The 25,425-nt window shown below is 47.5% G+C and carries 29 protein-coding genes; 8 read left to right on the forward strand and 21 right to left on the reverse strand.

The features are described from left to right. Positions 1-101 precede the first annotated feature (101 nt). Both P2H89_RS20445 and P2H89_RS20450 read left to right on the forward strand, forming a co-directional pair. A complete protein-coding gene (locus tag P2H89_RS20445) occupies positions 102-626 on the forward strand; it encodes a PH domain-containing protein (protein ID WP_275830316.1) in 525 nt (174 codons plus the stop codon). Further along, complete coding sequence (locus P2H89_RS20450) at positions 610-2,097, forward strand: PH domain-containing protein (protein ID WP_275830318.1); 1,488 nt, start codon at positions 610-612, stop codon at positions 2,095-2,097. The genes P2H89_RS20445 and P2H89_RS20450 overlap by 17 nt, the downstream gene beginning before the upstream one ends. An 18-nt stretch (positions 2,098-2,115) precedes the next feature. On the opposite strand, the gene P2H89_RS20455 is transcribed toward P2H89_RS20450, so the two are convergent. From P2H89_RS20455 to P2H89_RS20465, 3 genes are all read right to left on the reverse strand, one after another. Next, on the reverse strand, positions 2,116-2,997 hold the full coding sequence (locus P2H89_RS20455; RefSeq protein WP_275830320.1) for a flavin reductase family protein: 882 nt from the start codon (positions 2,995-2,997) through the stop codon (positions 2,116-2,118). 19 nt (positions 2,998-3,016) lie between these two features. Beyond that, positions 3,017-4,033, reverse strand: coding sequence for a fumarylacetoacetate hydrolase family protein (locus P2H89_RS20460; RefSeq protein ID WP_275830322.1), 1,017 nt, complete (start codon positions 4,031-4,033; stop codon positions 3,017-3,019). A gap of 194 nt (positions 4,034-4,227) precedes the next feature. Further along, positions 4,228-4,542, reverse strand: coding sequence for a hypothetical protein (locus P2H89_RS20465; RefSeq protein ID WP_275830324.1), 315 nt, complete (start codon positions 4,540-4,542; stop codon positions 4,228-4,230). Between the two features lie 409 nt (positions 4,543-4,951). Between P2H89_RS20465 and P2H89_RS20470 the strand changes: the two genes are divergently transcribed. Beyond that, a complete protein-coding gene (locus tag P2H89_RS20470) occupies positions 4,952-5,329 on the forward strand; it encodes a helix-turn-helix transcriptional regulator (RefSeq protein WP_275830326.1) in 378 nt (125 codons plus the stop codon). Positions 5,330-5,408: 79 nt separating this feature from the next. Next, on the forward strand, positions 5,409-5,846 hold the full coding sequence (locus tag P2H89_RS20475; RefSeq protein ID WP_275830328.1) for a nucleoside deaminase: 438 nt from the start codon (positions 5,409-5,411) through the stop codon (positions 5,844-5,846). A gap of 100 nt (positions 5,847-5,946) precedes the next feature. On the opposite strand, the gene P2H89_RS20480 is transcribed toward P2H89_RS20475, so the two are convergent. Further along, complete coding sequence (locus P2H89_RS20480; RefSeq protein WP_275830329.1) at positions 5,947-6,669, reverse strand: DUF1080 domain-containing protein; 723 nt, start codon at positions 6,667-6,669, stop codon at positions 5,947-5,949. Positions 6,670-6,875: 206 nt separating this feature from the next. Between P2H89_RS20480 and P2H89_RS20485 the strand changes: the two genes are divergently transcribed. Next, positions 6,876-7,484 (forward strand): superoxide dismutase, encoded by a 609-nt coding sequence (locus P2H89_RS20485; protein ID WP_275830331.1) that lies wholly within the window; start codon positions 6,876-6,878, stop codon positions 7,482-7,484. Between the two features lie 87 nt (positions 7,485-7,571). Continuing rightward, positions 7,572-8,186 (forward strand): hypothetical protein, encoded by a 615-nt coding sequence (locus tag P2H89_RS20490; protein ID WP_275830333.1) that lies wholly within the window; start codon positions 7,572-7,574, stop codon positions 8,184-8,186. Between the two features lie 91 nt (positions 8,187-8,277). On the opposite strand, the gene yidD is transcribed toward P2H89_RS20490, so the two are convergent. The 17 genes from yidD to gldC form a co-directional block, all read right to left on the reverse strand. Beyond that, the gene (gene yidD, locus P2H89_RS20495) at positions 8,278-8,511 is read right to left on the reverse strand and encodes a membrane protein insertion efficiency factor YidD (RefSeq protein ID WP_275830335.1); all 234 of its coding nucleotides are present in this window, start codon (positions 8,509-8,511) and stop codon (positions 8,278-8,280) included. After that, complete coding sequence (gene rnpA, locus P2H89_RS20500; RefSeq protein WP_275830337.1) at positions 8,486-8,905, reverse strand: ribonuclease P protein component; 420 nt, start codon at positions 8,903-8,905, stop codon at positions 8,486-8,488. Before rnpA ends, yidD begins: the two co-directional genes overlap by 26 nt. A gap of 107 nt (positions 8,906-9,012) precedes the next feature. Further along, positions 9,013-9,168, reverse strand: coding sequence for a 50S ribosomal protein L34 (rpmH, locus tag P2H89_RS20505; RefSeq protein WP_026309617.1), 156 nt, complete (start codon positions 9,166-9,168; stop codon positions 9,013-9,015). 197 nt (positions 9,169-9,365) lie between these two features. Further along, the gene (locus P2H89_RS20510; RefSeq protein WP_275830348.1) at positions 9,366-10,256 is read right to left on the reverse strand and encodes a DUF6252 family protein; all 891 of its coding nucleotides are present in this window, start codon (positions 10,254-10,256) and stop codon (positions 9,366-9,368) included. A 120-nt stretch (positions 10,257-10,376) separates the two neighbouring features. Beyond that, on the reverse strand, positions 10,377-11,201 hold the full coding sequence (murI, locus tag P2H89_RS20515; protein ID WP_275830350.1) for a glutamate racemase: 825 nt from the start codon (positions 11,199-11,201) through the stop codon (positions 10,377-10,379). Positions 11,202-11,293: 92 nt separating this feature from the next. Next, complete coding sequence (locus tag P2H89_RS20520) at positions 11,294-11,854, reverse strand: OmpH family outer membrane protein (protein WP_275830352.1); 561 nt, start codon at positions 11,852-11,854, stop codon at positions 11,294-11,296. A 130-nt stretch (positions 11,855-11,984) separates the two neighbouring features. Then, the gene (locus P2H89_RS20525) at positions 11,985-12,497 is read right to left on the reverse strand and encodes an OmpH family outer membrane protein (protein ID WP_275830354.1); all 513 of its coding nucleotides are present in this window, start codon (positions 12,495-12,497) and stop codon (positions 11,985-11,987) included. A 151-nt stretch (positions 12,498-12,648) separates the two neighbouring features. Then, on the reverse strand, positions 12,649-15,378 hold the full coding sequence (locus P2H89_RS20530; RefSeq protein WP_275830356.1) for a POTRA domain-containing protein: 2,730 nt from the start codon (positions 15,376-15,378) through the stop codon (positions 12,649-12,651). Between the two features lie 109 nt (positions 15,379-15,487). After that, positions 15,488-16,249, reverse strand: coding sequence for an isoprenyl transferase (locus tag P2H89_RS20535; RefSeq protein WP_275830357.1), 762 nt, complete (start codon positions 16,247-16,249; stop codon positions 15,488-15,490). 247 nt (positions 16,250-16,496) lie between these two features. Beyond that, positions 16,497-17,357, reverse strand: a complete 861-nt coding sequence (locus P2H89_RS20540) for a DUF6089 family protein (protein WP_275830359.1) — start codon at positions 17,355-17,357, stop codon at positions 16,497-16,499. Positions 17,358-17,427: 70 nt separating this feature from the next. Next, positions 17,428-18,306 (reverse strand): NAD kinase, encoded by an 879-nt coding sequence (locus P2H89_RS20545; RefSeq protein WP_275830361.1) that lies wholly within the window; start codon positions 18,304-18,306, stop codon positions 17,428-17,430. Between the two features lie 124 nt (positions 18,307-18,430). Beyond that, positions 18,431-19,867: a POTRA domain-containing protein gene (locus tag P2H89_RS20550; protein ID WP_275830363.1), complete on the reverse strand. Its 1,437-nt coding sequence runs from the start codon at positions 19,865-19,867 to the stop codon at positions 18,431-18,433. A 77-nt stretch (positions 19,868-19,944) separates the two neighbouring features. After that, positions 19,945-20,604, reverse strand: a complete 660-nt coding sequence (locus P2H89_RS20555) for a CBS domain-containing protein (RefSeq protein WP_275830365.1) — start codon at positions 20,602-20,604, stop codon at positions 19,945-19,947. A gap of 172 nt (positions 20,605-20,776) precedes the next feature. Continuing rightward, positions 20,777-21,553: an alpha/beta hydrolase gene (locus tag P2H89_RS20560; RefSeq protein ID WP_275830367.1), complete on the reverse strand. Its 777-nt coding sequence runs from the start codon at positions 21,551-21,553 to the stop codon at positions 20,777-20,779. A 133-nt stretch (positions 21,554-21,686) separates the two neighbouring features. Continuing rightward, positions 21,687-22,226, reverse strand: coding sequence for a CvpA family protein (locus P2H89_RS20565; protein ID WP_275830369.1), 540 nt, complete (start codon positions 22,224-22,226; stop codon positions 21,687-21,689). Beyond that, positions 22,226-22,678, reverse strand: coding sequence for a GatB/YqeY domain-containing protein (locus P2H89_RS20570; RefSeq protein WP_275830371.1), 453 nt, complete (start codon positions 22,676-22,678; stop codon positions 22,226-22,228). Before P2H89_RS20570 ends, P2H89_RS20565 begins: the two co-directional genes overlap by 1 nt. Positions 22,679-22,688: 10 nt before the next feature. Beyond that, on the reverse strand, positions 22,689-23,036 hold the full coding sequence (gene gldC, locus P2H89_RS20575) for a gliding motility protein GldC (protein ID WP_275830373.1): 348 nt from the start codon (positions 23,034-23,036) through the stop codon (positions 22,689-22,691). A gap of 202 nt (positions 23,037-23,238) precedes the next feature. On the opposite strand from gldC, the gene P2H89_RS20580 reads away from it, so the two are divergent. Together P2H89_RS20580 and murA are read left to right on the forward strand one after the other, a co-directional pair. Continuing rightward, positions 23,239-24,006 (forward strand): DUF4290 domain-containing protein, encoded by a 768-nt coding sequence (locus tag P2H89_RS20580; RefSeq protein ID WP_275830376.1) that lies wholly within the window; start codon positions 23,239-23,241, stop codon positions 24,004-24,006. A gap of 105 nt (positions 24,007-24,111) precedes the next feature. Continuing rightward, positions 24,112-25,419, forward strand: coding sequence for a UDP-N-acetylglucosamine 1-carboxyvinyltransferase (gene murA, locus P2H89_RS20585; protein WP_275830378.1), 1,308 nt, complete (start codon positions 24,112-24,114; stop codon positions 25,417-25,419). Positions 25,420-25,425 lie beyond the last annotated feature (6 nt).

The raw sequence follows: 25,425 nt of genomic DNA on the forward strand, positions 1-25,425 counted from the left end.
ATTCGGGGAAGTTGCCCGTATTATTGAACGCCACCGGATCACAAACTGCTCCGCTAATACCCTGACAGCCAACAGTAAACTTTAAGCACTATTTTTAGCCCATGGAATTTCTGAACAACCAGCTACCGATCGATGCGTTACCGCGGGTAGAAAACACCACCCTCGGCCCCATTGAGCGCTCCTACCTCCGGGTATTGCGGTGGGAATGGCTCATCGGCAGCGTCATCCTCGGGGTGCTGGCCGGTGTGCTGCTCTACTTCGCAAAGCCACTCCGCGGGCCGTTAGCGATGAGCCTGGTTATCGGCGGGTGGGCCCTGTTGGTAATAGGTTGGTTCTGGCTGCAGGAAAAGACGTTTACCACGAAGGCTTTTGCCATACGCGAGCGGGATGTCATTTACCGCAGCGGCTGGATCATTCAGAAAACACATACCTGCCCCTTCAACCGCATCCAGCACAGTGCCGTAACGATTGGTCCGCTCGAGAAGCAGTACGGGCTCGCCAGCCTGGTCCTGTACACTGCTGGCTCCAACGAAGCCGACCTTCGTATCCGGGGGCTCCGGGAAGAGCTGGCCTGGGAGCTGAAGGAGTGGATCACCCAAAAGATAGACCATGAACCAGGCGCCTGATAAAAGCTGGAGTATACCCCGGCGGCAGGCAAAAGCCGGCCTGGTCATTATTATTGCCAAAGCCACCGTAACGATCTTCAAAACGCTGTGGCCGCTGTTGCTGGTCTTGCTTGTTAAAAAGAACAGAAAGGGGGTGGACATGTACGAGATCATCATCCTCTCGCTGCCGGTGATCATATTGACCCGCTCGCTGATCGATTACTTCTATTTCCGCTTTTTTATCGCCAACGAAGAATTGGTCATTCGCAAGGGGCTGATCAGCAAAAAAACGATCACCATTCCGCTTCAAAAAATACAGGCCGTACACATCGAACAAAACCTGTTGCACCAGGTGGCCAATGTAGCCAAGGTAAAGATCGACACGGCAGGTTCCGAAAAAACGGAGGCGGTCATTGACGCCCTCGAAGTGCCAAAAGCAGAAGAGTTAAAAGCTTTTCTGATGAGAGAACGAAAAGAATTGACGGAAGGCAGCCCCATTCCCCGGCATGCGCCGGAAACAGCCATCATGCGATTGTCGCTCACCGACCTGCTGCGGCTGGGCATATCGGCCAATCATATACAGGCATTCTTCATCGTGCTGGCCTTTAGCATATCATCCCTTCAAAATCTCGAGGAGATCTTTGGCGACCGGGTCATCAGGCTGGTAAAAGATTCATCATCGCAGGTAGGAATGTCTGTGGTATCTGTTTCGCTGGTAGTGGCATTTGTACTGGGCATATCAGTCGTGGTATCGATGATACGGATATTCCTCACCTACTTCGACTTTCAGCTCACCGAAACGGAAAAAGGTTTCAAGGTAAAATCGGGCCTCATCAATACACGCCAAAACCTGGTCCCTTTTTCCAAGATACAGTATATCTCCTGGGAGGCAAACTGGATACGCCGTAAGATCGGCTTATTCAACCTCGAGTTTCACCAGGTAATGGGCGATACGCAAAGCAACAAAAAGCAAAGGGTGAAGGTGCCGCTCACCACCTCCGGGTATATAAACGGATTGCTGGCGCATTATCATCCGTTGGTGGCGCACGAAGCAGTGGGCCATTTCGGTATCCACGCCTCCTATACCTTCCGGCGAACCTTGTTATCGGCCATACTGCCCATTACCCTGATATTGGCAATTCTCTTATTGATCAAATGGAACCCCTGGTATTTTCTGATGCTGTTGTACATACCCATCACGGCCGGGCAGGCATACCTCTTCCGCCGCAACTTTCGTTTATACATAGCAGCAGACGCTCTGCAGATCGACAGTGGCATTTGGGGAAGAAAGACGCAGATCGTACGGTGGTACAAGACACAACAGGTCACTGTTCAGCAATCCATTTACCAACGGCAGCATGGGTTAGCAACCTTGCAGGTATCAACCGCCGGAGGAACCATCAGCATACCCTTTATTCCGCTGGAGCTGGCGCGGCAACTACACGATTATGCATTGTATGAAACAGAACGCAGTGACCGGTCCTGGATGTAAGAAAGATTGAAAGACCCGTCAATTATTCGCCAGCAATATCTGCCAGGCAGCGACTACCTTACCGGCATCCAGCAACTCTTTCGCATATACATGCAGCTCCTTTTCCATTTCATCGGGGCTCACAGCATAGTATTGTATGATGTTCTTCAGGCGATCGTCGTAAAACGCCGGATCTATCACGGGCATGTCATGTACGTTGGCGAGCTGGCCAAGATTATTGCCGGTTAAGATATTGCTATGGCGGATAGGATCGGGCAACGCGTCGATGCCAATACCCAACTTCACATTCGGCTTCTCCACCTGGAACAGGTTACTCTCATCTACCTTACAATACCAGTCGCCGCCAAGCCGGGCTATATGGTGCAGTTTACGTTGATCAATGAAGCCTTTTTCATCCAGTATCGATTCGTCGATATGCATCACCTTCACTTCGCAGATCACCAGGTTACCAGCCCCTCCTTCCTCTCCCAGCATCTTCACTTCCTTAACAAGACACTCCATCTTCACCTTGCTTTCTTTTACCATCGGCGGACGAATGGTTGTGGCTGGTTCAGGCGTAAAACCAGCTTTGATGAACTCGTTCACATCGCGGGGAAACTCGCAGCTGGCCAGGCTCATCTGCTGTACCATACTGTAATCGACAATATTGATCACCACCTCCGGAACATCCAGCACGTTCTGCAAAGTGTGTTTAGTGGTATTGTCACGCACCCGCCGTGAAGGAGAGAAAATGACCACAGGCGGTTGCGTGGAGAATAGATTAAAAAAGCTGAACGGACTCAGGTTCACTTGTCCGTTTTTATCGATGGTGCTGGCAAAACAAACCGGCCTTGGCGCAATGGCATGCTGCAGGTAGTTTTGCCTTTGTACTGTTGTAAGTGTACTGAGGTCTAAGATCATTATCGGTCAGTTTCAGGCATTATGCATTTTGCATCTTCTTCCTGGCCAGGATAGAAAAGTCATCATCTTCTTTCACAATGGTATTACTGAGAATGCCCAGGCCATCGATTTCCATATCTACCACATCCCCTTCCTGCAGCCATTGCTCAGCATAATTGGGATCGTTTAGCTTTCCGGTACCGTTTAGCTCGAGGAAGCATCCGGTGCCAACTGTTCCGCTGCCGATCACGTCGCCGGGATATAAAGTAACGCCGTAAGATGCCCGTTCGATGATCTCGGCAAAGGTCCAATCCATATCACCCACATTGCCATCGCTTACCTGTACACCGTTGACGCGGCATTGCATACGAAGGTTCCAGTTTTTGCCCACGTGACCTTCACGGGCAGGCATTTCCAATGGCTCCAGTTCGTCCGGTGTAACCAGCCAGGGTCCTATTACGGTAGAGAAGTCTTTTCCTTTGGCTGGCCCCAGGTTCAGCAACATTTCTTCCATTTGCAACGTACGGGCGCTCATGTCATTCATGATCATCAGTCCGCCGATGTATTGATCAGCCTCTTCGGCACGGATATTACGTCCCTGCTTACAGATCACAATGGCCGCTTCCAGTTCAAAATCGAGCTTTTGAAAATGATCGGGCATACAGAAAATATCGCCTGGCCCCTGGATCGCCTGGTGATTCGTAAAATAGAAAATGGGATATTGATCAAACTCGGGGATCATAGGTACTTTTCGGTTGCGGCGTGCGGCTGCAACGTGCTGCCGGAAAGCATAACCATCCCTGCAAGAGGTAGGGAAAGGAACAGGAGCGAGCAACTCCACCGAATCGGGAGAAAAGCCTTTGCTCCGGCTGATGCGCCCTTCACGAACCATCATTTCTCCTCCCTGTACCATGGGCAGCGATTCCTCCCAATAGCTAAGGAACATACTCATGTTGTGGGGAATATCGGGGTGCAAAGACTCCATATCATACAGCAGCCCATCAATCAGTGCAGCAAGCCTGTCGTGGCCTTCCCGGCGATAAGATACCAATTTCATTGCGGCATTTTTAGAGGCTGCAATATATGGAAAAAGCATTGCGCTTACCTAAAGCCCATCGTGTTGAGCCAACACGATGGGCCGGAGAAAATACAGGCGAAAACGAAGTGTCCGCTTAAGCGAGCAGCACTATTGGGGGCTTCAATAAAGCGGGCCACTAAAAATGTTAGTTGTTTGGCCCACCTGCCGTAGCACTAATTATTTTTAACTTTCTTCTTTTTCTTACGGTGCCTGCGCGCATTCTTGTCCGATTGAATCAGGTAAACAGCTTCGGCGAATGCTTCCATGTTTTCGTACAGGAAGATCAGGTTGCTTCGGTCGGCCCCCTTGGGATAACCGTTATCGGAAGATAGACCTGCCGTAAGCCATTGCCAAAGTAAGGTGCGGAGATCCTGGAGATGGTAGCATTCAAAAAAATTATCCACTACACTGCGTGGATCCTGTTGTTGCGCATTGGTAAGCCTTAATATCAGTTGATGAGGCTCTTTTTGTTGCAGACAGCTTTCCATGGCCCACTGTATTTAAATAGGTTTGATAATAAGCACCCAAAAAAAATATTTTAAAAAATTGAGTAAGGCTGATACCCTTTTTTCAGCTACCAGCAAGCAGTGCATACCTGCACAACCTACCGTGACCGCATTAAGGTATATCAATAGCAGTTTGGTGTAAGCCTCTGAGTTAGAATAGGCTAATCATGCGTATAACGTTTAAAAGTTTTTATCATCTATGCAGCAGCTTCGTGTTTCGTAGAGACCGGGGAGTTCGTGTGGAGGATGATGAATGATTTTCGCATACCCGGTTAGTGATGTTTATAATATTCTGCTGCACTCAGTTTACAAAATATAAATATATTTATAATCACAAATATATTAACTCCCCTGAAGCCTGCCAATTTTTTTAGTACAAAATTTAAAATTTATGGAGCAGTCTTTAAACTTTTTTGGAAAGAACCTTCAATTCCTACGAAAGGAAAAAAAATTGCGGCAACACCAAATGTTTGACAGTCTTGGCTTTTCACGAACTACCTGGTCCAATTATGAGCAATGCCGCACCGCACCCTCACTGGATGGGCTGATCAGGATATCCAGATTTTTTGGCGTAACACTCGATGAACTCATTGCAGAAGACATTGAGCTGAAGTTTGAAGGCAGAAAATACAAGCGTTACGCGATCAATGAGACTTTATCATTAGTAGAAGAGTCCAATGAAGGACTCGACTATCTCAAAACAAGGCTGGAAAGGCTGGAGAACGAAGTAGGGCTTATCAGAAATGCCCGGGAAGAATCTCCTTTTTAGTTCCAGGATCGATAGCAACTTCTCCTATCCGTTTAGCCAGGGCGGCTGTTGTAAATGACGGGTGCTTTACCTTCGCGGTATGACAGATGAATTCTTTATGCAACAAGCGTTGAAGGAAGCCCAAAAAGCGTACAGCGAAGGCGAGATACCAGTTGGCGCGGTCGTCGTGTTGAACAACAAGATCATAGCAAGGGGGCACAACCAGGTAGAGCGACTGAATGATCCTACTGCACACGCAGAAGTGATCGCCCTTACCTCTGCATTCAATTTCCTGGGCGCCAAATACCTTCCCGAAGGAACCCTGTACGTTACCGTAGAGCCATGCCTGATGTGTGCAGGCGCGCTTTACTGGAGCAAAGTGAGCAAAGTAGTTTGGGGAGCAGATGATGAAAAGAATGGCCACAAAAGGATCACTGGCAACAACTGGCCGTTTCATCCCAAAACAGAAGTAGTGAAGGGTATCCTGAAAGAAGAATGTGCAGCAATCATGAAAAATTTCTTTCGCGATAAGCGATAAAGAATATAGCCATTGGGTAGTATCAACTAACTAAAAAGTGGGTATAGCGGGATCAACCGCCATACCCACTTTTGTATTTTACAGATATGCTTACGGCGTCTTATAGCGGCCGGATCTTGATGTTCTTGAACCAGATGCCGCCGCCATGATCCTGCAGGGCAATATGACCTTTTTTGATCATTCCATACAGTTTGGCATCTTTCCATTTGCTTTTCGCTTTCAGCGCCTCCCATTCGGGCGTCCACAGATCAAACTCCACTACTTTCTTTCCATTGAGCCAATGTTCCACATGAGCTCCCTTCACCACGATCCTCGTTTGGTTGTATTCGCCGGCCGGCTTTGCGGCTATAGCCGTTGGGGGATGCATGGCATAGTCCGATCCGCTTTTCTGCCAGTCTTCCAGCTTATCGGGGTACCCTTCGTCATCGATCAGCTGGTACTCGGGACCGGTTTCGTACGTAGCCCTGTTCCCTTCCTCAACCCGGTAAATAACCCCGCTGTTGAACCCCTTGTCGATCTTCCAATCGAAAGCCAGTTCAAAGTTGTCAAACTGTCCTGTAGTGATCAGGTCGCTTCTGCGGGCCAGCTTCCCGTCTTTGCAATGTAGTTGACCGTTTAATACTTCCCAGCCTTCGGAAGCCTGGTTTCTGTAAGGACGCCAGCCATTGGTAGACTGGCCGTCGAACAGGAGTTGCCAGCCGGCTTTTTTCTCCTCTGTACTGAGGGTGTTGTCTTTCGTCTGCTGTAGGGCAAATGACAGCAGTCCGGCTCCCAGACTTACCAGGCAGCAGGTAACAAGGAGGTAACTTTTAAACAGGCGCATAGTTAGTTGATGTTTTGAGTAAGTAAGTGGTCAGTAATTTACTATAAATCCGGTGCCCGGAAAAACCAGTCGTTCATCTTTTGCATAATCCTATCAAATCAGGGTAGTATTCGTATTTGAATTGGTCAATCAACCAATGACCTGTAAATTTGTTATCCTTTCACGATTAGCGGAAAGACTATTCAACAATTTAAAACTTTATAGCTATGGCATTTACATTACCTGCGCTTCCTTATGCACATGAAGCTCTGGAGCCGCATATCGACACCCTGACAATGCAGATTCACCATGGAAAGCACCACCAGGCGTATGTTGATAACCTGAACAAAGCCATTGCCGGTACACCCAACGAAAATAAATCTTTGGAAGAACTGGTGAAGGTTGCAGGAACTATCAGCCCTGCAGTTCGCAATAACGGTGGAGGTCATTGGAACCACACTTTCTTCTGGGAAAGCTTGGCGCCCAATGCAGGCGGTGCTCCTTCCGGTGCCCTGGCAGAAGCCATCAATGCAGCTTTCGGCTCATTCGATGAGTTTAAAGAAAAGTTTAATACTGCCGGTGCTACCCGCTTTGGCAGTGGCTGGGCATGGTTGCTCGTAAAAGACGGCAAGCTGGAAATTTCTTCTACTCCCAACCAGGATAACCCCCTGATGGATGTAGCTGATGTAAAAGGCACACCCGTTCTCGGTGTTGACGTATGGGAACATGCCTATTACCTGAAGTATCAGAACAAACGCCCCGATTACCTGAAGGCTTTCTGGAATGTGGTTAACTGGACAAAGGTAGCTGAGCGTTTTGCTGCTGCTTCCAAATAAGCAAATGAAAAATTTTCCGTTACTTAGTAATCCCGGTTCCTGTACCGGGATTATTTTTTATCCAATCAACCTTTCAATTGTTATCTCATGAAATTATTAACGCTTTCTACTGCTTGCCTTTCCTTGTCATTGTTAGTTGCCTGTTCAGGCGAGCCCAAGCAAGGCAAAACGCTGGTGGTTTACTCGAGCGGCAAAATGCAGATCGACAAAACCAAACCAGAAACAATAACCCTCGAGCCCAGCAACCAACATAACGAAGAGATCCTGACCTATAGCGGCGAGGGCAAAGTTACTGTTACCGTAAAAAGCCCCGCTGGTGATAAAACCTATGAGTTGCCAGATAATGGCACTTATTTACTCAACCTGAAGAAAGATACGCTGATCGGTGGCGCAGTGAATTTTGGCAATACCGGTATGCCTAAGAACATCAGCACAGTAGAGTTGGAGCATATCATCGACAGCACACGCCAATTGATTGAAGGGAAGAATGCCAGTGATGCCAACAAAACCTACTTCTTAACACCTGGCTCCATTAAGAAGATCACCGCTAGCGAAACCGCTAAGATACTCGGACCCTACAATGCAATTCCCGGCACTATCGAAGCAGATAAGGATGGTAAAGCTCCTGAATACTACAAGTTCTTTACCAATCCCGACAAAAGGAAAGCACTCGACGAACTGATCTTACGTTTGCAGAAATAAGCTGCAGAGCACAGACCGGTATTGATCATACAAGGCACAGGATAGCACCACAGGCACATTCCGCCATAATGCTTTCCTGTGCTTTTTTATTTCAGGGCACCGGGTCGTATCCTTTGCCTCCCCAGGGGTGACATCGGCTAATGCGCTTAATGGCCAGCCAACCTCCCTTAAAAGGACCATATTTCTTTAAAGCCTCTGCGGCATAGTGAGAGCAGGTAGGGGTAAAACGGCACTTATTTGGCCCCAGGATGGGCGAAATGATCCATTGGTAGATCTTTATCAGCGCGAGAAACGGAAGACTAAGAAGCCTCAGCAGGAATTTCATGGGCTGCCTTTATTAAACGATTCAAAATTACAGCGATCTTTTCACTCACCACGTCGTATTGAGGAAGCTCTTTTCCTGTATAGATCAGGAAAATGGCAGCGGGAAGCTGCTTCTGCTGAACCAGGTCCTGCAACCCGTTCTTCTGCTTCCTGTAACCTTCTCTGGTGATGCGTTTGATGCGGTTGCGGTCAACGGCGTGTTTGAAATTCCGGGTACTTACGCCCACTCCGAATTTCAGCAGGTGCTTATCGGCGGGAATAGCTTTGCCTGGCGCAAAGAGATAATATACCCGGAAAGGGAAAGCATTAAAATTGCGGCCCTCGGCAAATACCTTGTCGATCAGCTTGCGGCTTTTGAGGCGTTCTTCTTTCCCTAAAGTGAGTTTTTTCACCATACAAAAATAAAATAGCCCTGTATTCCGCAAAGCTAAATACAGGGCTATCAGCTAATATTGTAACAATCCCGGTCGTTCTGTTCAAATGAACAGGTTCCCGGAAATGATTATTTCAGCTTTCTTTCATCAGAAACTGTCAGCTTCTTACGGCCTTTTGCACGGCGGCTTGCTAATACTTTGCGACCGTTGGCAGTTTGCATACGCTTACGGAAACCATGAACGGTTTTACGACGACGGCGATGAGGCTGGAATGTACGTTTCATAATATCTTACTCTTTTTCACTTTTTTGAAATAAGGATCGGGAGAAGCGATCCGGGTTCCAGTTACAGCCTGCGGGTCACCACACCTACAGGTTTGTGAAAGGACGGCAAAGGTAATAAAACGACGGCAGATGTGGAGAACATCTGGGTAATAAAATTTAAACCATTACCTATCTAATTGATAATCTATAGCTTAAATCTACTGGTACTGAACCGTAAAAGCGCCCTCCGTCATTTGGGCCGATGCAGCTCCGCCCAGGATGTCAACGGCCTTAAAATCGAAAGTGCCTTTAATAATCTTTGTAGTGGTATTGTGCTCCGTGATCTTGAGTGTGCCCGACTGTGAGCCTAAATTGGTAGTACCCGTAATATATACTCCTAAAACGGGCCCCAGTTGCTGGAAACTATAGGTGCCGGCCGTAATACCTGCCGGCATATAAAGGCCCACCGTTTTAGAAAGATCCAGTTCCGAAGCCGTGATCATGAGATTGCCCTGCACCATGGCCCCGTTTACAGTTTTACCCGTCCAGCTGGTGCCATCGATCTTCACTTTGAAATCGGCATTGGGCCCATTATTGGGAGGCAACTGTGTTTCGTAAGGAATGTTCTCAAAAACACCTTCCGTAAGGACGATCTGCTTACTATCGAGGTCGCGGTATACTTTAAGGGTGAAAGTGCCCGATATCGTTTTCTTGGTCGCATCGATCTTTGTTACCACCACCGATCCGCCGGCATCGGCAGCGGATTGACCTTGGTTGGTGGCAAAAGCTTCGGGGTTTACATCATTGTCGTCCGAAAGGGCTGCCACATGCGCACTTTGCTGATCGAGTTGGTAGGTGGTGGCACCTTCATCCTCCAACTGAATCATGAAATTCTTCTTATCGCTGCTTATCCCCGTGATCACTATATAACCGGCAAGAATGGTTGCACCGGCGTAGGAATCAGCCTCCCACTGCTTACCATCGATCTTCATGCGCAGCTTTCCTTTTGCCGCGCCACCATTAGCCGTTTCATCACTGATTTCTTTTTGGCAGGCAAAGAATGCGGGGGTTAGCAGCAGGAAAAGGAGTGCACGCGTTAGCCGGTTCATAGCAATAAAATTAAATATGTGTACGATTGGGGAAAAAGGTCTGGTGCAATTAAATTATTTTATAGATAAGTTCGCCAACTCTGTCGATAAATATTTACCATCCGGAAACAGCTGCAACCCTTATAAATTCAGGTGTTTCGAGTGCAATGCCTCTCCAAAAAAGATACTGGCGTGAGCATCAAAGTCTTCCGGATCATCGGTGGTATAAAAGGTGCGCTCTCCGCTCCTGCTGCACCGATTTTCGATCCCGGGGTGCCGTTGCAGATAGTCGGCCAGGCTATTGGCAACGATCTCGCCCTGCGAGATCACTTTAATGCCATCGGGCAAGAACTTCCTGATCTTATCCAACAGTAAGGGATAGTGCGTACAAGCCAGCAGCAGCACATCGATGCCGGCTTCTTGCTGTATGATATGCTCCAGGTGCTTTTGAACGAAATAATCGGCTCCGGGACTATTGTGCTCGTTGTTTTCAATGAGGGGTACCCAGATGGGGCAAGCTTCCTGGGTAACCGTGATATCGGGGTAGAATTTCTCTATTTCGATCGTATAAGAACCTGAATTGACGGTACCTCTGGTAGCGAGTATGCCAATCTTCTTCGAAGTCGTATACTGACCTATAACTTCTGTGGTAGGCCTGATGACACCGAGTACCCGGTTGTCTGGATTGAGCCGCTGCAGGTCATTCTGCTGAATGCTACGTAGCGCTTTTGCCGAGGCTGTGTTACAGGCGAGAATAACCAGTGGACAGCCCTGTTCAAAAAACCACTCCACGCATTGCAGGGTATAGCGGTAAACCGTTTCGAATGACCGGTTGCCATAGGGCGCACGTGCATTATCGCCCAGGTAAATATAATCGTACTGTGGTAGCTGCTGAAGGATCTCCTTCATAACCGTGAGGCCGCCATAACCTGAGTCGAAAATTCCAATGGGCTGTGATATAGGCATAAACAAAAATAACTGAATATGGCTTAAAATGCGAGAGGGCCTGGCCGGGCATTTCGCCTAACCAAACCCTCAGAGCAAAAAGAGTTAATCACTTATGGTTTACCGCCGGTAGCAGGCTTCGCAGCAGGCTGATTAGCACCTGGCGTTGGCAGTTTAATGTTCAGTTTTTTAGCAACCAGGGGCAGAATGTCTTCGGCAGGAGGAGCAACCAGCAGGGCTTCCTTTTCGAAAACAAATACGTAGTTGGCTTCTTTAGCTACAGCCTGAATAGCATCATATGCTTTCTTGTTGATAGGCTGAATCAGCTCTTGTTGTTTTTGCTGGAGCTGTTGTTGAATGCGCTCTTCTTCACCACCCAGTTCCTGGCCCATCTTGGTGAGCTCGGTTCTCTTTACCACCTTAACAGCTTCGGAGAGCGTTGCAGAATCTTTATTGAATTTTTCGATCGCTGCATAAAAAGCGTTCTGCTTTTCAGTAGCGTTCTGTACGAGTGCGTTGCGGAATTCGGTAAGCAGTGAGTCGGCTTTACGCGTTTCAGGCATAATGCTTACTACTTCCTGAGAGCTGATATATCCGATCTTTGTTTGTGCGTTTACTTCACCAGCCACCATCAGGCCCAGGGCAAACAACATACCTGTAAAAAACTTTTTCATGCGTTTCATTTTTGTTGTTAAGGCCACCCAAAGCCTTTGTTTTGCTGCTTCAGGTGTACGGTTTGTATTATTTAAAATTTAAGTTGAAAAAAGGCTCTATGAAGTTGTTTCCAGGCTATTGTTTTCACGTTTATTTAACACCCAATTCTTTCAATACGTCTTCACTCCGGTCCAGTTTAGGGTCGGCAAAGATAACAGTAATTCCCTCACTTTTATCCAAAATAAAATCGAAGGCGCGGTTAACGGCGATCTTCTGAATCGCGTTGTAAACCTTGTCCTGTATGGGTTTTATCAGTTCCTGACGCCTTTTGAACAGATCACCTTCAAAACCAAAGCGTTTGCGCTGGAGGTCACGTAATTCCTTCTCCCGCACGAAAAGTTCATCTTCTCTTTTCTTCTTCAGTTCCTCACTAAGCATCACCTGCTCGGCATCAAAATCCTTGTACATTTTGTCGAGCGCCGCTTGCTTGTCATCGATCTCCTTCTGCCACTGGATGCTGAACTGGTCGAGCTTCTTTTGTGCCTCTTTGTACTCGGGCATCTTATCGAGAATGTATTTAGTATCAACAATACCATAGCGTTGCGCCAACGATACACCCACAAAGGCGAGGAGGGCAAAACAGGTAAACAGTATCTTTTTCATAGTTCTTTTATTTAAGTTGATAAGATAATAAAGAATTAGAAAACCTGGTCATCCAGCCAGTAAACAGTGGCAGAATGGCCAGGCTTATAAATATCCTTACAATCCTGTAATTCTCAAAAAGAGCCTCTTTCCAATACTCGCTTATCCCCGGCTATTCGGGTTCAAATCCGAGCATGAAGGTGAAGCGGGCGGCATCACGCAGTTTGCCGTTGGGCTTCAGGCGGTCGAATCCAACACCATAGTCGAAGCCGAGCAGGCCAAACATGGGCAGGAAGAAACGCATGCCCACACCAGCACTTCTGCGGAGGCGGAATGGATTATAGTCTTTATAATCGTACCATCCGTTGGCGGCCTCAAACCAGGCCATACCATAGATCGTACTGTTGGGATTGGTGGTAAATGGATAACGCAGTTCCAGCGTGTACTTGTTGAACATGGTGAAGAACTGGCTGGCGTTCTGCTGATCGGGGTTGATCTTCGGATCGGAATTCTCGTACACCGGATATCCACGGTGTGCAATGATATCGTAACCGAGGATATAGTTTCCATTGGCCAATCCCGCATCACCCACCTGGAATCGCTCGAAGGGTGAATAGGCGATCTTATTATTGTATCGTCCCATGAAACCATATTTGGCTGCAGCCCGCAATACGAACTGACGGCTCCTGTCGGCCCCCATCGGTTTACCGATCGGGATGAACCATTCGGCATTGAAGCGCCATTTATGGAACTCGGGGGTTTTATAACTATCCTCCGTCGTAATATTGTCATTGAACAACGAATAGGGCGGCGTGAATTGTAAGCTGGCCAGGAAGTTCGAACCACTGGTTGGGAACATAGGGTTGGGCCCTGCCGAGTTACGATTCAGCGCAACCTTAAAGCTCAGGTTGTTGGACGTTCCATTTTTGAAGTCCTGGGTGAACAACGGATAGTTGTTCAGTTGATACTGGGTAAAGCTCAGTGAATACACGAGTGTGAAATAGTCATCGGGCCATTTCAATTGTTTACCCAACGAGAGCGTTACGCCCAGGTTCTTCAGCTTGTTGGTGTCACTGAAGAAGTAACGGCCATTGGCATCCAGACCGCCGGTACGGAATATACTATTATATAAGCTAACCGTAAATGAGTTGCGCTTCTTGCCACCCAGCCACGGCTCGGTGAAAGAGAAGTTGTACGATTGGAACGCACGGCCGTTCGACTGAACACGCACGCTCAGCTTTTGTCCGTCGCCGGTGGGCAATGGATCCCAGGCCTGTTTACGGAAGATATTCCGGATAGAGAAGTTATTGAAGGATACACCGAGTGTACCGGTCAATCCGATACCTCCACCCCAGCCAGCACTCAACTCGAGCTGGTCGGAAGATTTCTCTTCAAGGGTATAGTGAATATCCACCGTACCATCTTCCTGGTTGGGTACGGGATTGATACCGATCTTCTCCTGGTTGAAGAAACCCAATTGCGCAATCTCACGATTGGAACGGATAAGGTCCTGACGGCTGAACTTGTCACCGGGAAGGGTCCTGATCTCACGACGGATTACGTGCTCTTTGGTTTTCTCGTTACCAGAGATGAAAATATTTTTGATGGTGGCTTGCGGGCCTTCCATCATACGGATCTCAAAATCGATCGTATCATTATATACGGCTGTTTCCACCGCATCGGCCTTGTAAAACAGGTAGCCGTCGTCGAGGTAAAGGCTGCTGATATCACCGCCTTCTGGTGACGCCGCTTTACCTAATTTATTATTCAGGATCTCCAGGTTATAGGTATCGCCTTTTCTGATACCCATGATGAAGGAGAGAACAGAGTCGGAATATTTCGTATTTCCTTTCCAGGTGATGTTACCGAAAACGTATTTATGGCCTTCCTCGACTTTCAGGCCAACACGAAGGTTGCCTTTTTTATCATAGGTCTGAGGTTTGGCTTCAACGGTAGCATCGCGATAACCGAGTGAGTTGTAGTAAGCGAGGATATTGTCCATATCTTCCTCAAACTTCTTGTCGTTGAATTTTGCCGAACTGAAAAGTTTGAAGCGGAAATAAGGATCCAGAAAATCCTTGGTTTTGGACATGGAAAGAAATCCTACATCATTCAGGTAATCCTTAAAGGAAGTTCTGTTTTGTCCAACGGTATCTGCGGAATCTTTCGAAGGGAACAAGGTGAGGCGGCTCATTTCCTTGGTGCCTTTCATTTTCTTTTTGATCTTCAGGTCGGTCACACTCTCGTTGCCTTCAACGGAGATATCAGCGATGCGGACCTTATGCCCTTTCTGAATGAAAAAAGTGAGGATAACCGAATTGGGCAAAGCAGGATCTACTGACTCATCAATATTCACCTGGGCGCTTTGATATCCCTTTTCAGTAAAATAAGATTGAATCAGCTGGATGGCGCTGATCTTGGTATTTTCTGTCACTACCCTTCCAACAACGAGGTTGAGTTTATTGCGAAGATCTTCTTCGCCCGATTTGCTGACCCCTTTAAAGAAGTACTTGGAAAGTGCTGGGCGCTCTGTAACCTGTATCTCTAAATATAGGTTGGTGCCGTCGAGGCGGGTAAAATAGATCTGAACGTTTGAGAAAAGGCGTTGATTCCACAGATTGGTAATGGCTTTGCTGAACTGATCGCCACCGGGCACCATAACGCGGTCGCCTATGTTGATGCCAGCAATGGAAATGAGCAACTGTTCATCGTATCGTTTAGTCCCTGTAACCTTGATGCCAGCTATAGTATATTCTTTGGGCGTTTTGGCATGAGCGAGAGCTTCCAACTCGGGGTCAATCGACGTGGGGAGGGTATCGGTCTTTTCCTGAGCATAAGTAGAACTTACTGTAAAAGTCACCAATGCCAGTAAAATAGCAGAAAATGTAAACGTACGCTGCATTCCGGGTTGTTTAAGCTGGGGCAAATTAAAGGGATTTAAGTAAGATTAACTTAAAAGTGTTTGTTAAAACGGAAGTGGTATGTGTGATTTGTGGCAGTTTACAGTAAACTTATTGGCTGATGGTCTCCTGCTGAATCTGGTCTCCGGTTTTACCAAAACGTCTTTCCCGGGTTTGAAAATCGACGATAGCCTCGTAAAGGTTCTCCTTGCGGAAGTCGGGCCAGCGCACATTCGTAAAATAAAGTTCTGCATAAGCCAGTTGGTATAATAAGAAATTGCTGATACGGTATTCTCCACTGGTGCGGATCATGAGCTCAGGATCCGGGAAATTACTGGTCGCAAGGTATTTTTGAAGGGTGTCCTGGGTAATCGTGTCTGGATCGATAGAACCTGCTTTTACATCTGCAGCAATCTGTTTTACAGCCTGTACAAGCTCCCACCGGCTGCTATAGCTTAGCGCCATGATGAGGTTGAGTCCTGTATTTTTGCTGGTGATCTCCAGCGACTCGTTCAATTCTTTTTGTGCATACGCTGGCAACATGTTCATATCGCCGATCACATGCAGCTTGATATTGTTCTTATTCAGCGTTTCTGTTTCCTTCCGGATCGTATCAACCAGCAGCTCCATGAGTCCGCTAACCTCATACTCCGGCCGATCCCAGTTTTCGGTCGAAAAAGCATACAGTGTAAGGTAACCTACCCCCAGCTCGGCACAACCTTCAACAATATTGCGCACGCTTTCTACGCCATGAAAATGGCCATAAAGGCGGTCCTGGCCTTTTTCCTGTGCCCACCGACCATTACCGTCCATAATGATGGCAATATGGCGAGGGAGGCGCTGCAAATTAACTTGCTCCTTAAGGCTCTGCATTTACCTTGCTTTTTTTTGAAGTGCACGAAGGTACAAAAAGATTAAGTGGGAATATAAAATGGATATCGAAATATGGCCCGGTGGGTTCACGAGCCTCTATTGCCTGCTGAATTGCCGGCATTTTTCTCCGATTATCCTTAGGTTCAACACATTATGCTTTTTTGTGTTACCGGAAACAGCCACTCCGCTGCTCAATGGGAGCAATTAAAATAAAGACTTGATAATCAATTAAAAAATGGGGACTCCGTTAATTTGCTGTGGGACAGCGATAAGAAGTGAGGTTGAACGACAAAGTAACCTCTGCAAAGATGTATTGGTCTTTCTGCTTGGCAAAGCCGCGCTGACGACCTTCCTCGCCGATCTTTTCAGGACCAGTTTCGTAGGACCTATCCTGCAACAGGAAGGCCTGCGATCTTGATCCATCTGGTAAATTAGGAAACCTATTTTCTCCAACATAAGTTTTACTCACGTCATCAAGATAATCTGTGCCGGTAAAACGATGCACGATCTCCACCCCTATATTCATGCGATCGGTAAGTGCATACTTAACACCTACACCCAATGGCAGGCAAAGAGCCATCGTATTATAGGGCTTACGATCCGGATAATCCGGATGACCCTGCCCTTCGGTACCCAATGGACGCAGAAATACCTTCTGATTGGCAAGGTATGCGTAAGGATCATAACTAAAGATACCCACGCCCAATGTAACGTATGGTGTAAACGCATGCTCGGGATCTCCGGGCACAAATTTGAAGAAGTTAAAATCACCCTGCAGGGCCAACTCAAAAATGTTCGAGTTAAAGCTCAGATTCCTTCGTTGCTGATAAGAGTTGCTGGTATTGTATATATCCGAATAACCCAGTTGAGCATAGTGGGCCGATACCCGCAGGCCAATATAATTACCAAATTGTTTGCGAAAGAAAGCACCCACGGCAAGCTTCGGGCGATTGATCTTAGCCCTCGTGTTGAGGTCTCCGAAATAGTGGGCAACGCCGGCTGATATACCAAATTCCCCTTCCTGCCGAATAGCCTCATATTGAGCAGCAGCAGGTTTGATGAATGACATGCCCAGGAGCAGGAATAATGCAACAGCCAGCTTGTTCATATCCGCAATATAATGATTAAAGTATTTAGGTTTAACGTAGCCCAGGGGCTTTTTCTTTCTATAAGAATTGTTAATTCCGGGTGTCCAGGCCCCAGGAAAGTTTGTTGCGCAGGGTTTGCAGAAAGTTGTTTTCATTCAACCGCACGAGGCTCAACGTAAATGCTTCACGCTGAACGGCCAGCTGTACCTTCTTATCGACAATCTCCTTACGCGAGTCCAACGCGCAGATAAAATGGTCGGTTCGGCCTTCCACTTCAAAAGAAATAACATTGTCGTCACCTACTACGATCGGCCGCACATTGAGGTTGTGGGGCGCTACCGGGGTAATGACAAAACTGGCCGATTCGGGAAATACCACCGGACCGCTACAGCTCAACGAATAGCCCGTTGACCCGGTAGGTGTGGCAACAATCAGGCCATCTGCCCAGTACGTATTCAGGAACTCCCCGTTGAGATAAGTGTGGATCTTGATCATGGGGGAGGTATCCGTTTTATGGATCGCGAATTCATTTAATCCATAAGGCACGTCCCCAAAAAGCGATTTATTGGCGTCCAGGTGTATCAGCGAACGTTTATCGATCACGATGGTGCGGGTAACGAGCGACTGCACGGCGGTGATCAGTTCCGTGCGGCCGATACTGGCCAGAAAACCCAGCCGGCCAAAATTAATGCCGAGTACAGGTATATTCTTGTTTCTGACCAGGGTTACCGTATCTAGCAAGGTACCATCGCCTCCCAGACTGATCAGAAAGTCGATATCGCTGTTGAGGTCGTTGGAATCTTTAAATATCGAGATCCGGTCGGGGAACCTGAAGGACGACCGGATGGTTTCATAAAATGGCTCATGGATCACCAGTTCCATATTCTCTTTTCCCAGCAAATCGAAAAGTTGTTGAACTTCTCCCTTCTGATCGTAATCAATGACCCGACTATAAATAGCTACTTTCATAATTAATAACAGGTATCCTGTATTCAGTACACCGGCATTTCGAAGCCAGGTACCTGGAATACGGGCTCAAAGATACAGGATATGCAACACAGGACTAAATGGATAAAGAGTTAGCGGGTAACGATCAGAAATCATTTTTGACGTGGAAAAATAATCCTTTTTGACCCATTTGGTTGAAGCTATAATCAAACCGCAGGATGATATCATAAAAGGTAACCACGTCCATTCCAAAGCCACCGGTATATAACATACGATTGGTGAGCGAGTTATTGGTAAAGTTTTTATTGTATGCGTAGCCCATGTCGCCGAAAGTGCGGGCATATATTTTAAAGGGGATCCTGTCGTGCGAACGTGACCGTACGGGCGTATTGATGTTGAAGCGTAACAATTCGTACCGGAGCGAATTGCGCACCATACCGGCCGCTACCCCATCGATCACATACCGCTCCAGGCCACGCAGGAACATATCGCCATAACCAAACATGCGGTGATTGATGTAGGGTTGATCGAATGGCACCCTCAGCACACCCGAGCCCTGCAAGGAATAATAGGTCTTTTTGGCCAGGCGCCAGCCTTTATTGGCTTTAGCACTGACTTGCCACATGTTCATTTCCTTATTGAAGCCCCTTTTCACAATACCGCCTTCAGCCACCCAACCGGTGAGGGGGAAATGAACATAATCGACGTTCACATACTTGATATTGTACGAGAGTTCGGGGTAAGTAACCGAACTGCTACGGGCTGTAAAATATTTTGGATTGAGGCCAAGCAGGTTGCTGTCGACCCGCTGACTGGTCACAGACAGGCGAATGGCATGAAAGGTGCGCAGGCCGGGACGGTAGGTGTACTCGAGCTTTCCTTCCCAGCGTTTGATTCCATCCGTCAGTGAATCCGTGAACATCTGCTGGTTGTTGACGGTAGCGTAGTTGATCTCCTTGTTGAATGAATAGGAGAATCCAATGCCATAGCCATGTTTGAGAGTTTTGTCGGCATAGGGCTGGTCGTATTGGAACTGGATCTGTTTAGTATACCCAGTGATGAGCCAGAAACGCAATTTATCGTTACGGCCGGTAACATTGTATTGGGTGAACTTGAGCCCATAGTTGACCCGGTTAAGCCCGTATCCCTGCCGGGACCATTCCGAAAGGTTGCGGTCTACCGGTTTTACATAAGGGATGGGAAAAGTATACCATCGCTCTTTAACCTGGATGATCACGTCGACCTCGTAACCGCGAAATGATTTCAGGGCTACTACTACTTCGTTGAAAAGTCCGGTATTGAATAGCTGCTGGCGGGATACTTCGAATCCTTTTACCAGTTCGGGCAGGTAAATGGAATCACCCGCACGGAAGGGAAGCTCCCGCTCTATAATATACGATTTGGTGCGGCGGTTTCCTTCGATATAGATCTTGCCAATGTAAAAGGAGGGCGTACGTGCCTCCTGGAAGGTAGGCCGTGAGGCAACGCCGGCTGTATCCTGCGGCAATGACTGGGCAAGGAGCCAATTACTTCCCAGCAACAGGATCAGTACTACAGCACAATATTTGGTTGTTATCCGCATGCAGGGTCACTCTGTTGCAGGTATCGGAATTTGGTCTTGGAACACAGACGAAGATAGCAGAATCCTGTATACTTGTGCTAAATACTGAGGTAATTCATTAAATGGTCGTAGTTGCTGCGTAACTCATTCTCGTACAGCTCTTCACCAAAATAATATTTAATCTGGTATTCGTAGCGCTGGAAGGTGGCGATGATGTCGGAGATCTCGAATTTATTGATTTTGAGGGTCACAATAAAGGACCCCGAGCTTGCGTCCCAATAGGTATTGAGCTGGGTGATCTGTGCGTCGTTGGTTTCGACCAGTTTGCTGACCTCAGAGAAGGAGAAGCTGCGCTGCTCCATTTCAAGCACGATAATGCCGCCTGGCTCGCTGGCGCCGGTTACCTTGCCCAATTGCTTCAGGAGGTCGGTGGCTGTGATAACGCCCACAAAAACATTCTCAGGCTCCACCACCGGTATAATACAAAGATTATGATCATTGACGACTTGCACGGCTTCCATAAAATGGGCGTTGGCACGTACGGCCGCCTTTGAGAAATGAGGTTCAAGCGTTTGTATAGGCAGGTTTTCATCGACATTCATCAACTCATCTTCCGACACCGTTCCAAGCAGCTTATTATCGGCTACTACAGCCAGTTGCATTACATGAAACTCGGACATCATTTCCAGTGCCTGGAACACTGAATCTTTAAGATTCAACGTAGGGATGGTAGCTGATATGAGTTCTTTGTTTAACAATTGACCTGGTTTTAACCGTTAAAATCTGTTGATGATACAATAGGTCGATCATGCCAGAAGCAAACCACTTTCTGATAGAGGCATTATAAACGCTTCTGGTGCGAGCAGTCGTTGTTGGCGATTATCCCTTTCAGCGAATTGGCGGGATACTTTTCTATATAGACGATAAAACTCAGGCTACCGCTGCCGGCTCATTTAATTTTGTCAAAAATTTATGGAGTATCCGGTTGAATTCGTCGGGTACTTCCATCATCGGCGCGTGCCCACACTTGTCGATAAAGTGCAATTCGCTATTGGGGATCAGTTTTTGAAACTCTCTGGCAACGAAAGGTGGTGTTACCGAATCGTTGTTCCCCCATATTAGTAACGTAGGTTGCTTGATTTGATTGAGTTCTTCGCCCAAATTATTCCGGATGGCACTTTTGGCCAGGGCAATAACCTTGATGGCTTTGAGACGGTTATTGACTGTCTCATACACCTCATCCACGATTTCCTTGGTGGCTACACTGGGATCGTAGAAAGTTACTTCCGCTTTCTTTTTAATATACTCATAATCACCTCTCTTGGGATAAGTATCGCCCATTCCGTTCTCAAAAAGGCCTGAGCTTCCGGTAAGGATCAGTGACTTTATCCGTTCGGGGTGTTTAAGGATATATAATAAACCAACATGCCCGCCAAGTGAGTTACCCAGCAGATGCACGTTCTTATAATCGCGGTGCTCCAGGAATTTGTGGACGTATTTCTGTAATCCGCCAACAGAAGTGTGGAGGAGGTCAAGATCAAGCAAAGGGAGCATGGGCACCACTACCTTGTAATGATGCTTGAAATAATCTATCAAATCATTGAAGTTTCCCAGCGCGCCGAACAAACCGTGTAACAATACCAACGGTTCACCCTCACCTTCTTCAATAAATTTGAACTTATCCACTTGTTTGATCTCGTAATTCATCTCTTAATTCGGTTCAGTTCAGTCAATTATTCGCTAAAATAAACGTTTTACCGCAAATATCACATCCCGACCATTTTGCGGTTAAATTTTTACTGTAAACTACTGATTATTTTGCTTGTTTAAGTTGTTCTGTTTAGTGAACACCTTGTTTCGCAATATGATCGAAAAATCCCTCCAGCTCTGTAAACATATCTTTAAACCATGGAACAAGCCTGCCCAATGCATTTATTACCATAGGGCCCAGTGGCTGTATTTTGGAATAAGTAACCGATTGGGCTATTGTCTCTTCTTTGATCAGTTTAAGCTCGGTGGCATAAAACAACAACACACTAAATGCAAAGGTGTATACTATTATATATAACAACATACCCCCTAAGCGGTTCACCCAACCCATCAAAGTTACCTCCAGCGAAGCCTCGATCAGGTTTGCTCCCAGCCTTATAAGCAGGATCACGCCGATCAGTACAATGGCAAAAGACAGAAATGGCAGCCACTGAACAGAAACGTTGGTGGAGTCCTTCAGCCAGCCGGCTACCAGGGTTGATAGCTTCAGGGCAGCTGCTATACCAACGATAATGGCTATGACCGAAAATACTGCAATTATAAGACCCCGCCGCCATCCTTTGATCACGGCCAGTAACAGCAAGATCGCAAATAGTATATCGACTATCATTATTTTGCCAGCAATTCCTTGACAGCTGCGCTGATGGCTTTCCCATCGGCCTTCCCGGCCAACTGCTTGGTGGCAGCCCCCATCACCTTACCCAGATCGGCCAGTGACGTAGCCCCTACTTCGGCAATCAGACTGGTAAGAAAGCCCTTCAGTTCTTCTGCACCCATTTGCTTGGGCAGAAACTTCTCGATCACGGCTATTTCTTCCTGTTCCTTCTGCGCAAGGTCGGCCCTGTTCTGCTGCTGAAAGATCTCCAGGGAGTCTTTGCGTTGCTTCACCATCTTCTGAAGCAGTTTTACCTCATCTTCCTCTTTCAGTTCTCCTCCGGCGCCTTCCGACGTTTTTGCCAGGAGAATGGCCGCTTTAATAGCCCTGAGGCTACGCAACGCTACTTCGTCCTTGGCCAGCATGGCCGTCTTCAGGTCGGTGGTTATAAGTTGTTCTAAAGCCATAATGGTAATGTTATGCCTTGTTTTCCTTTAATTGGATGTCCTGGAATTTAGTATAAAAAGCCTTGGCAAATTCCCTGATGTCATTTACCAGCTCCTGTTGATGGGTAGCTCTTTCGAACGAATCGGCCATCGTCATCATAGTTTGGTAATAAAAGTCGGCCATTTCATCGACCATCATCTCTTTGGTCCAGAGATCCATCCGAAGCGCCGATTTATCGCCTCCATCCCAAAACGACAACATGAGCGCTTTGGCGGGGCGGGGGATATCGGCAGTGCTGGCGGTAGCGCTCCAGCTGATCTGCTCCGGAACGTTCTTCTCGTCGAGGGCGACGTCGATCGTTATCGTGGATTTCTTCATTTTTTATTGAATATCAGGTTTTTGTATATAGAACGACAAAAATACGTCGAATAATGTTCTTTTCCCGCACAAAACCCTGCAAAGGTTGTTCTCCTATATTACCCAGGGCGTCTTATTAACCACTGAAACAGATGAAGTTGCTATTTTATTTCGCAACAAATCTGCTTTCGTATTATAAACTTACTTTGTTACTTTTGTAAGCATGTCAAATACACTAGGGGAAATGGAGTATAACACCACCCGAAACCATCTGATCTACCGGGAATATGGCCGTCATATTCAGAAGATGATTGAATACCTGTTGAGTCTGGAGGACGCTGAGGCCCGCCAGCGCAATGCGTATGCTGTGATCGAACTGATGGGATTTCTCAACCCGCACCTGAAAAACGTTGAAGACTTCCGCCATAAATTATGGGATCACCTGTTCCTGATCGCCGATTTCAAACTGGATGTTGAATCGCCCTATCCGATCCCCACGAGGGAGACTTTGAAGGCAAGACCCAAGCCGCTTCCTTATCCCAAGCGCTACCCCAAGTTCAGCCACCTCGGCAAGAACCTGGAGCTGGTAATCAATAAAGCACTGAAAGAAGACAATCCCGAAAAACGCCAGGGCTTTGCCAACGCAGTAGCTTATTACATGAAGCTGGCCTATAACAACTGGCACAAGGAAACAGTACACGACGACGCTATTCAAAGCGAGCTGACCAACCTGACCGATGGCCAGCTGACCTTTACCAATACACCTTATGTACGTCAGCATCGCCCCAATGAAGGACGCGACCGCGACAACAGGGGTGGTGGTGGATATGGCGACTTCCGCAATAAGCGTAACCAGAAGTTCCAGCACCAGAACCGCGACAACAGAGGTGGCGGCGGCGGCGGTAACCGCAACGACAGAAACGATCGCAACGACCGCAATGATCGCAACGACCGTGGCGGTAACAACAAGTTCAAGAAACGCTACAAGTAAGCAGGTTCAATAAAGTAAAATATTAATAAGTTGATCGGGAGGCTGGTCAACTTTTTTTATTTTGCACTCCTTTAAATCAATCACCTTTCAATTCCCAGCCAAGCTATGCTATCCTTTGAAGTAAACGGCGGTAAGAAACTGCGCGGCGAGATCAATCCGCAAGGCGCCAAAAATGAAGCGCTCCAGATCATTAGCGCCGTATTGCTAACGCCGGAAAAAGTTACGATCACCAATATTCCCGACATCCTCGATGTTAACCTGCTTATTGAGCTGTTGGGCGAAATGAACGTCAAGATCGAACGGCCACAGCGCGATACCTGCATATTTCAGGCAGACAATGTAAACGTCGATTACCTGCGCAGCGAAGATTATAAAAAGAAGAGCGGCAGACTGCGCGGATCGGTGATGCTGGCTGGCCCATTGCTCGCACGCTATCGCAAAGCATTTATTCCAAGGCCTGGTGGCGATAAGATCGGCCGCCGCAGGCTCGACACCCATATATTAGGTTTTGAAAAACTGGGCGCCACCTTCAATTACGAATCGGGCGATGGCTTTTTCCACCTCGAAGCATCCAACCTGAAAGGCGCTTACCTGCTGCTTGACGAACCATCCGTTACGGGCACTGCCAATATCGTGATGGCGGCAGTGATGGCAAAAGGAACTACCACCATTTACAATGCCGCCTGTGAGCCCTACCTGCAGCAGCTTTGTAAGATGCTTACCCGCATGGGTGCCAAGATCAGCGGCGTCGGTAGTAACCTGCTTGTTATTGAAGGCGTTGACTATCTCGGCGGAACCGAACACCGCATGCTGCCCGATATGATCGAGATCGGTTCTTTTATCGGCCTGGCAGCCATGACGCAAAGCGATATCACCATTAAAAACGTAAGCCTCGACAACCTCGGCGTGATCCCGGAGAAGTTCAAACAACTGGGCATCCAGATGGAATTCATCGGCGATGATATCCATGTGCCCGAGCAGGAGATGTATGAAATAACCACCTTCCTCGATGGGTCGGTGCTCACTATCTACGATCATCCATGGCCAGGCTTTACGCCCGACCTCATCAGCATTGTGCTGGTGACAGCAACGCAGGCCAGAGGCAGTGTGCTGATCCATCAGAAGATGTTTGAAAGCCGACTCTTCTTTGTAGACAAACTGATCGATATGGGAGCGCGTATCATCCTCTGCGACCCACACCGTGCAGCCGTGATCGGTCTCGGCCGTGAGCAGAACCTGCGTGGCATCACCATGAGCAGCCCTGATATCAGAGCAGGGGTATCCTTGTTGATCGCCGCTTTGAGCGCCGATGGCCGTAGCATTATCCAGAACATCGAGCAAATAGACCGCGGATACCAGCAGATCGATGAACGCCTGCGCAAGCTGGGCGCCGACATTCGCCGCATCTCTTAATATTCA

Source organism: Paraflavitalea sp. CAU 1676, assembly GCF_029223285.1.
Classification (GTDB): Bacteria; Bacteroidota; Bacteroidia; order Chitinophagales; family Chitinophagaceae; genus Paraflavitalea.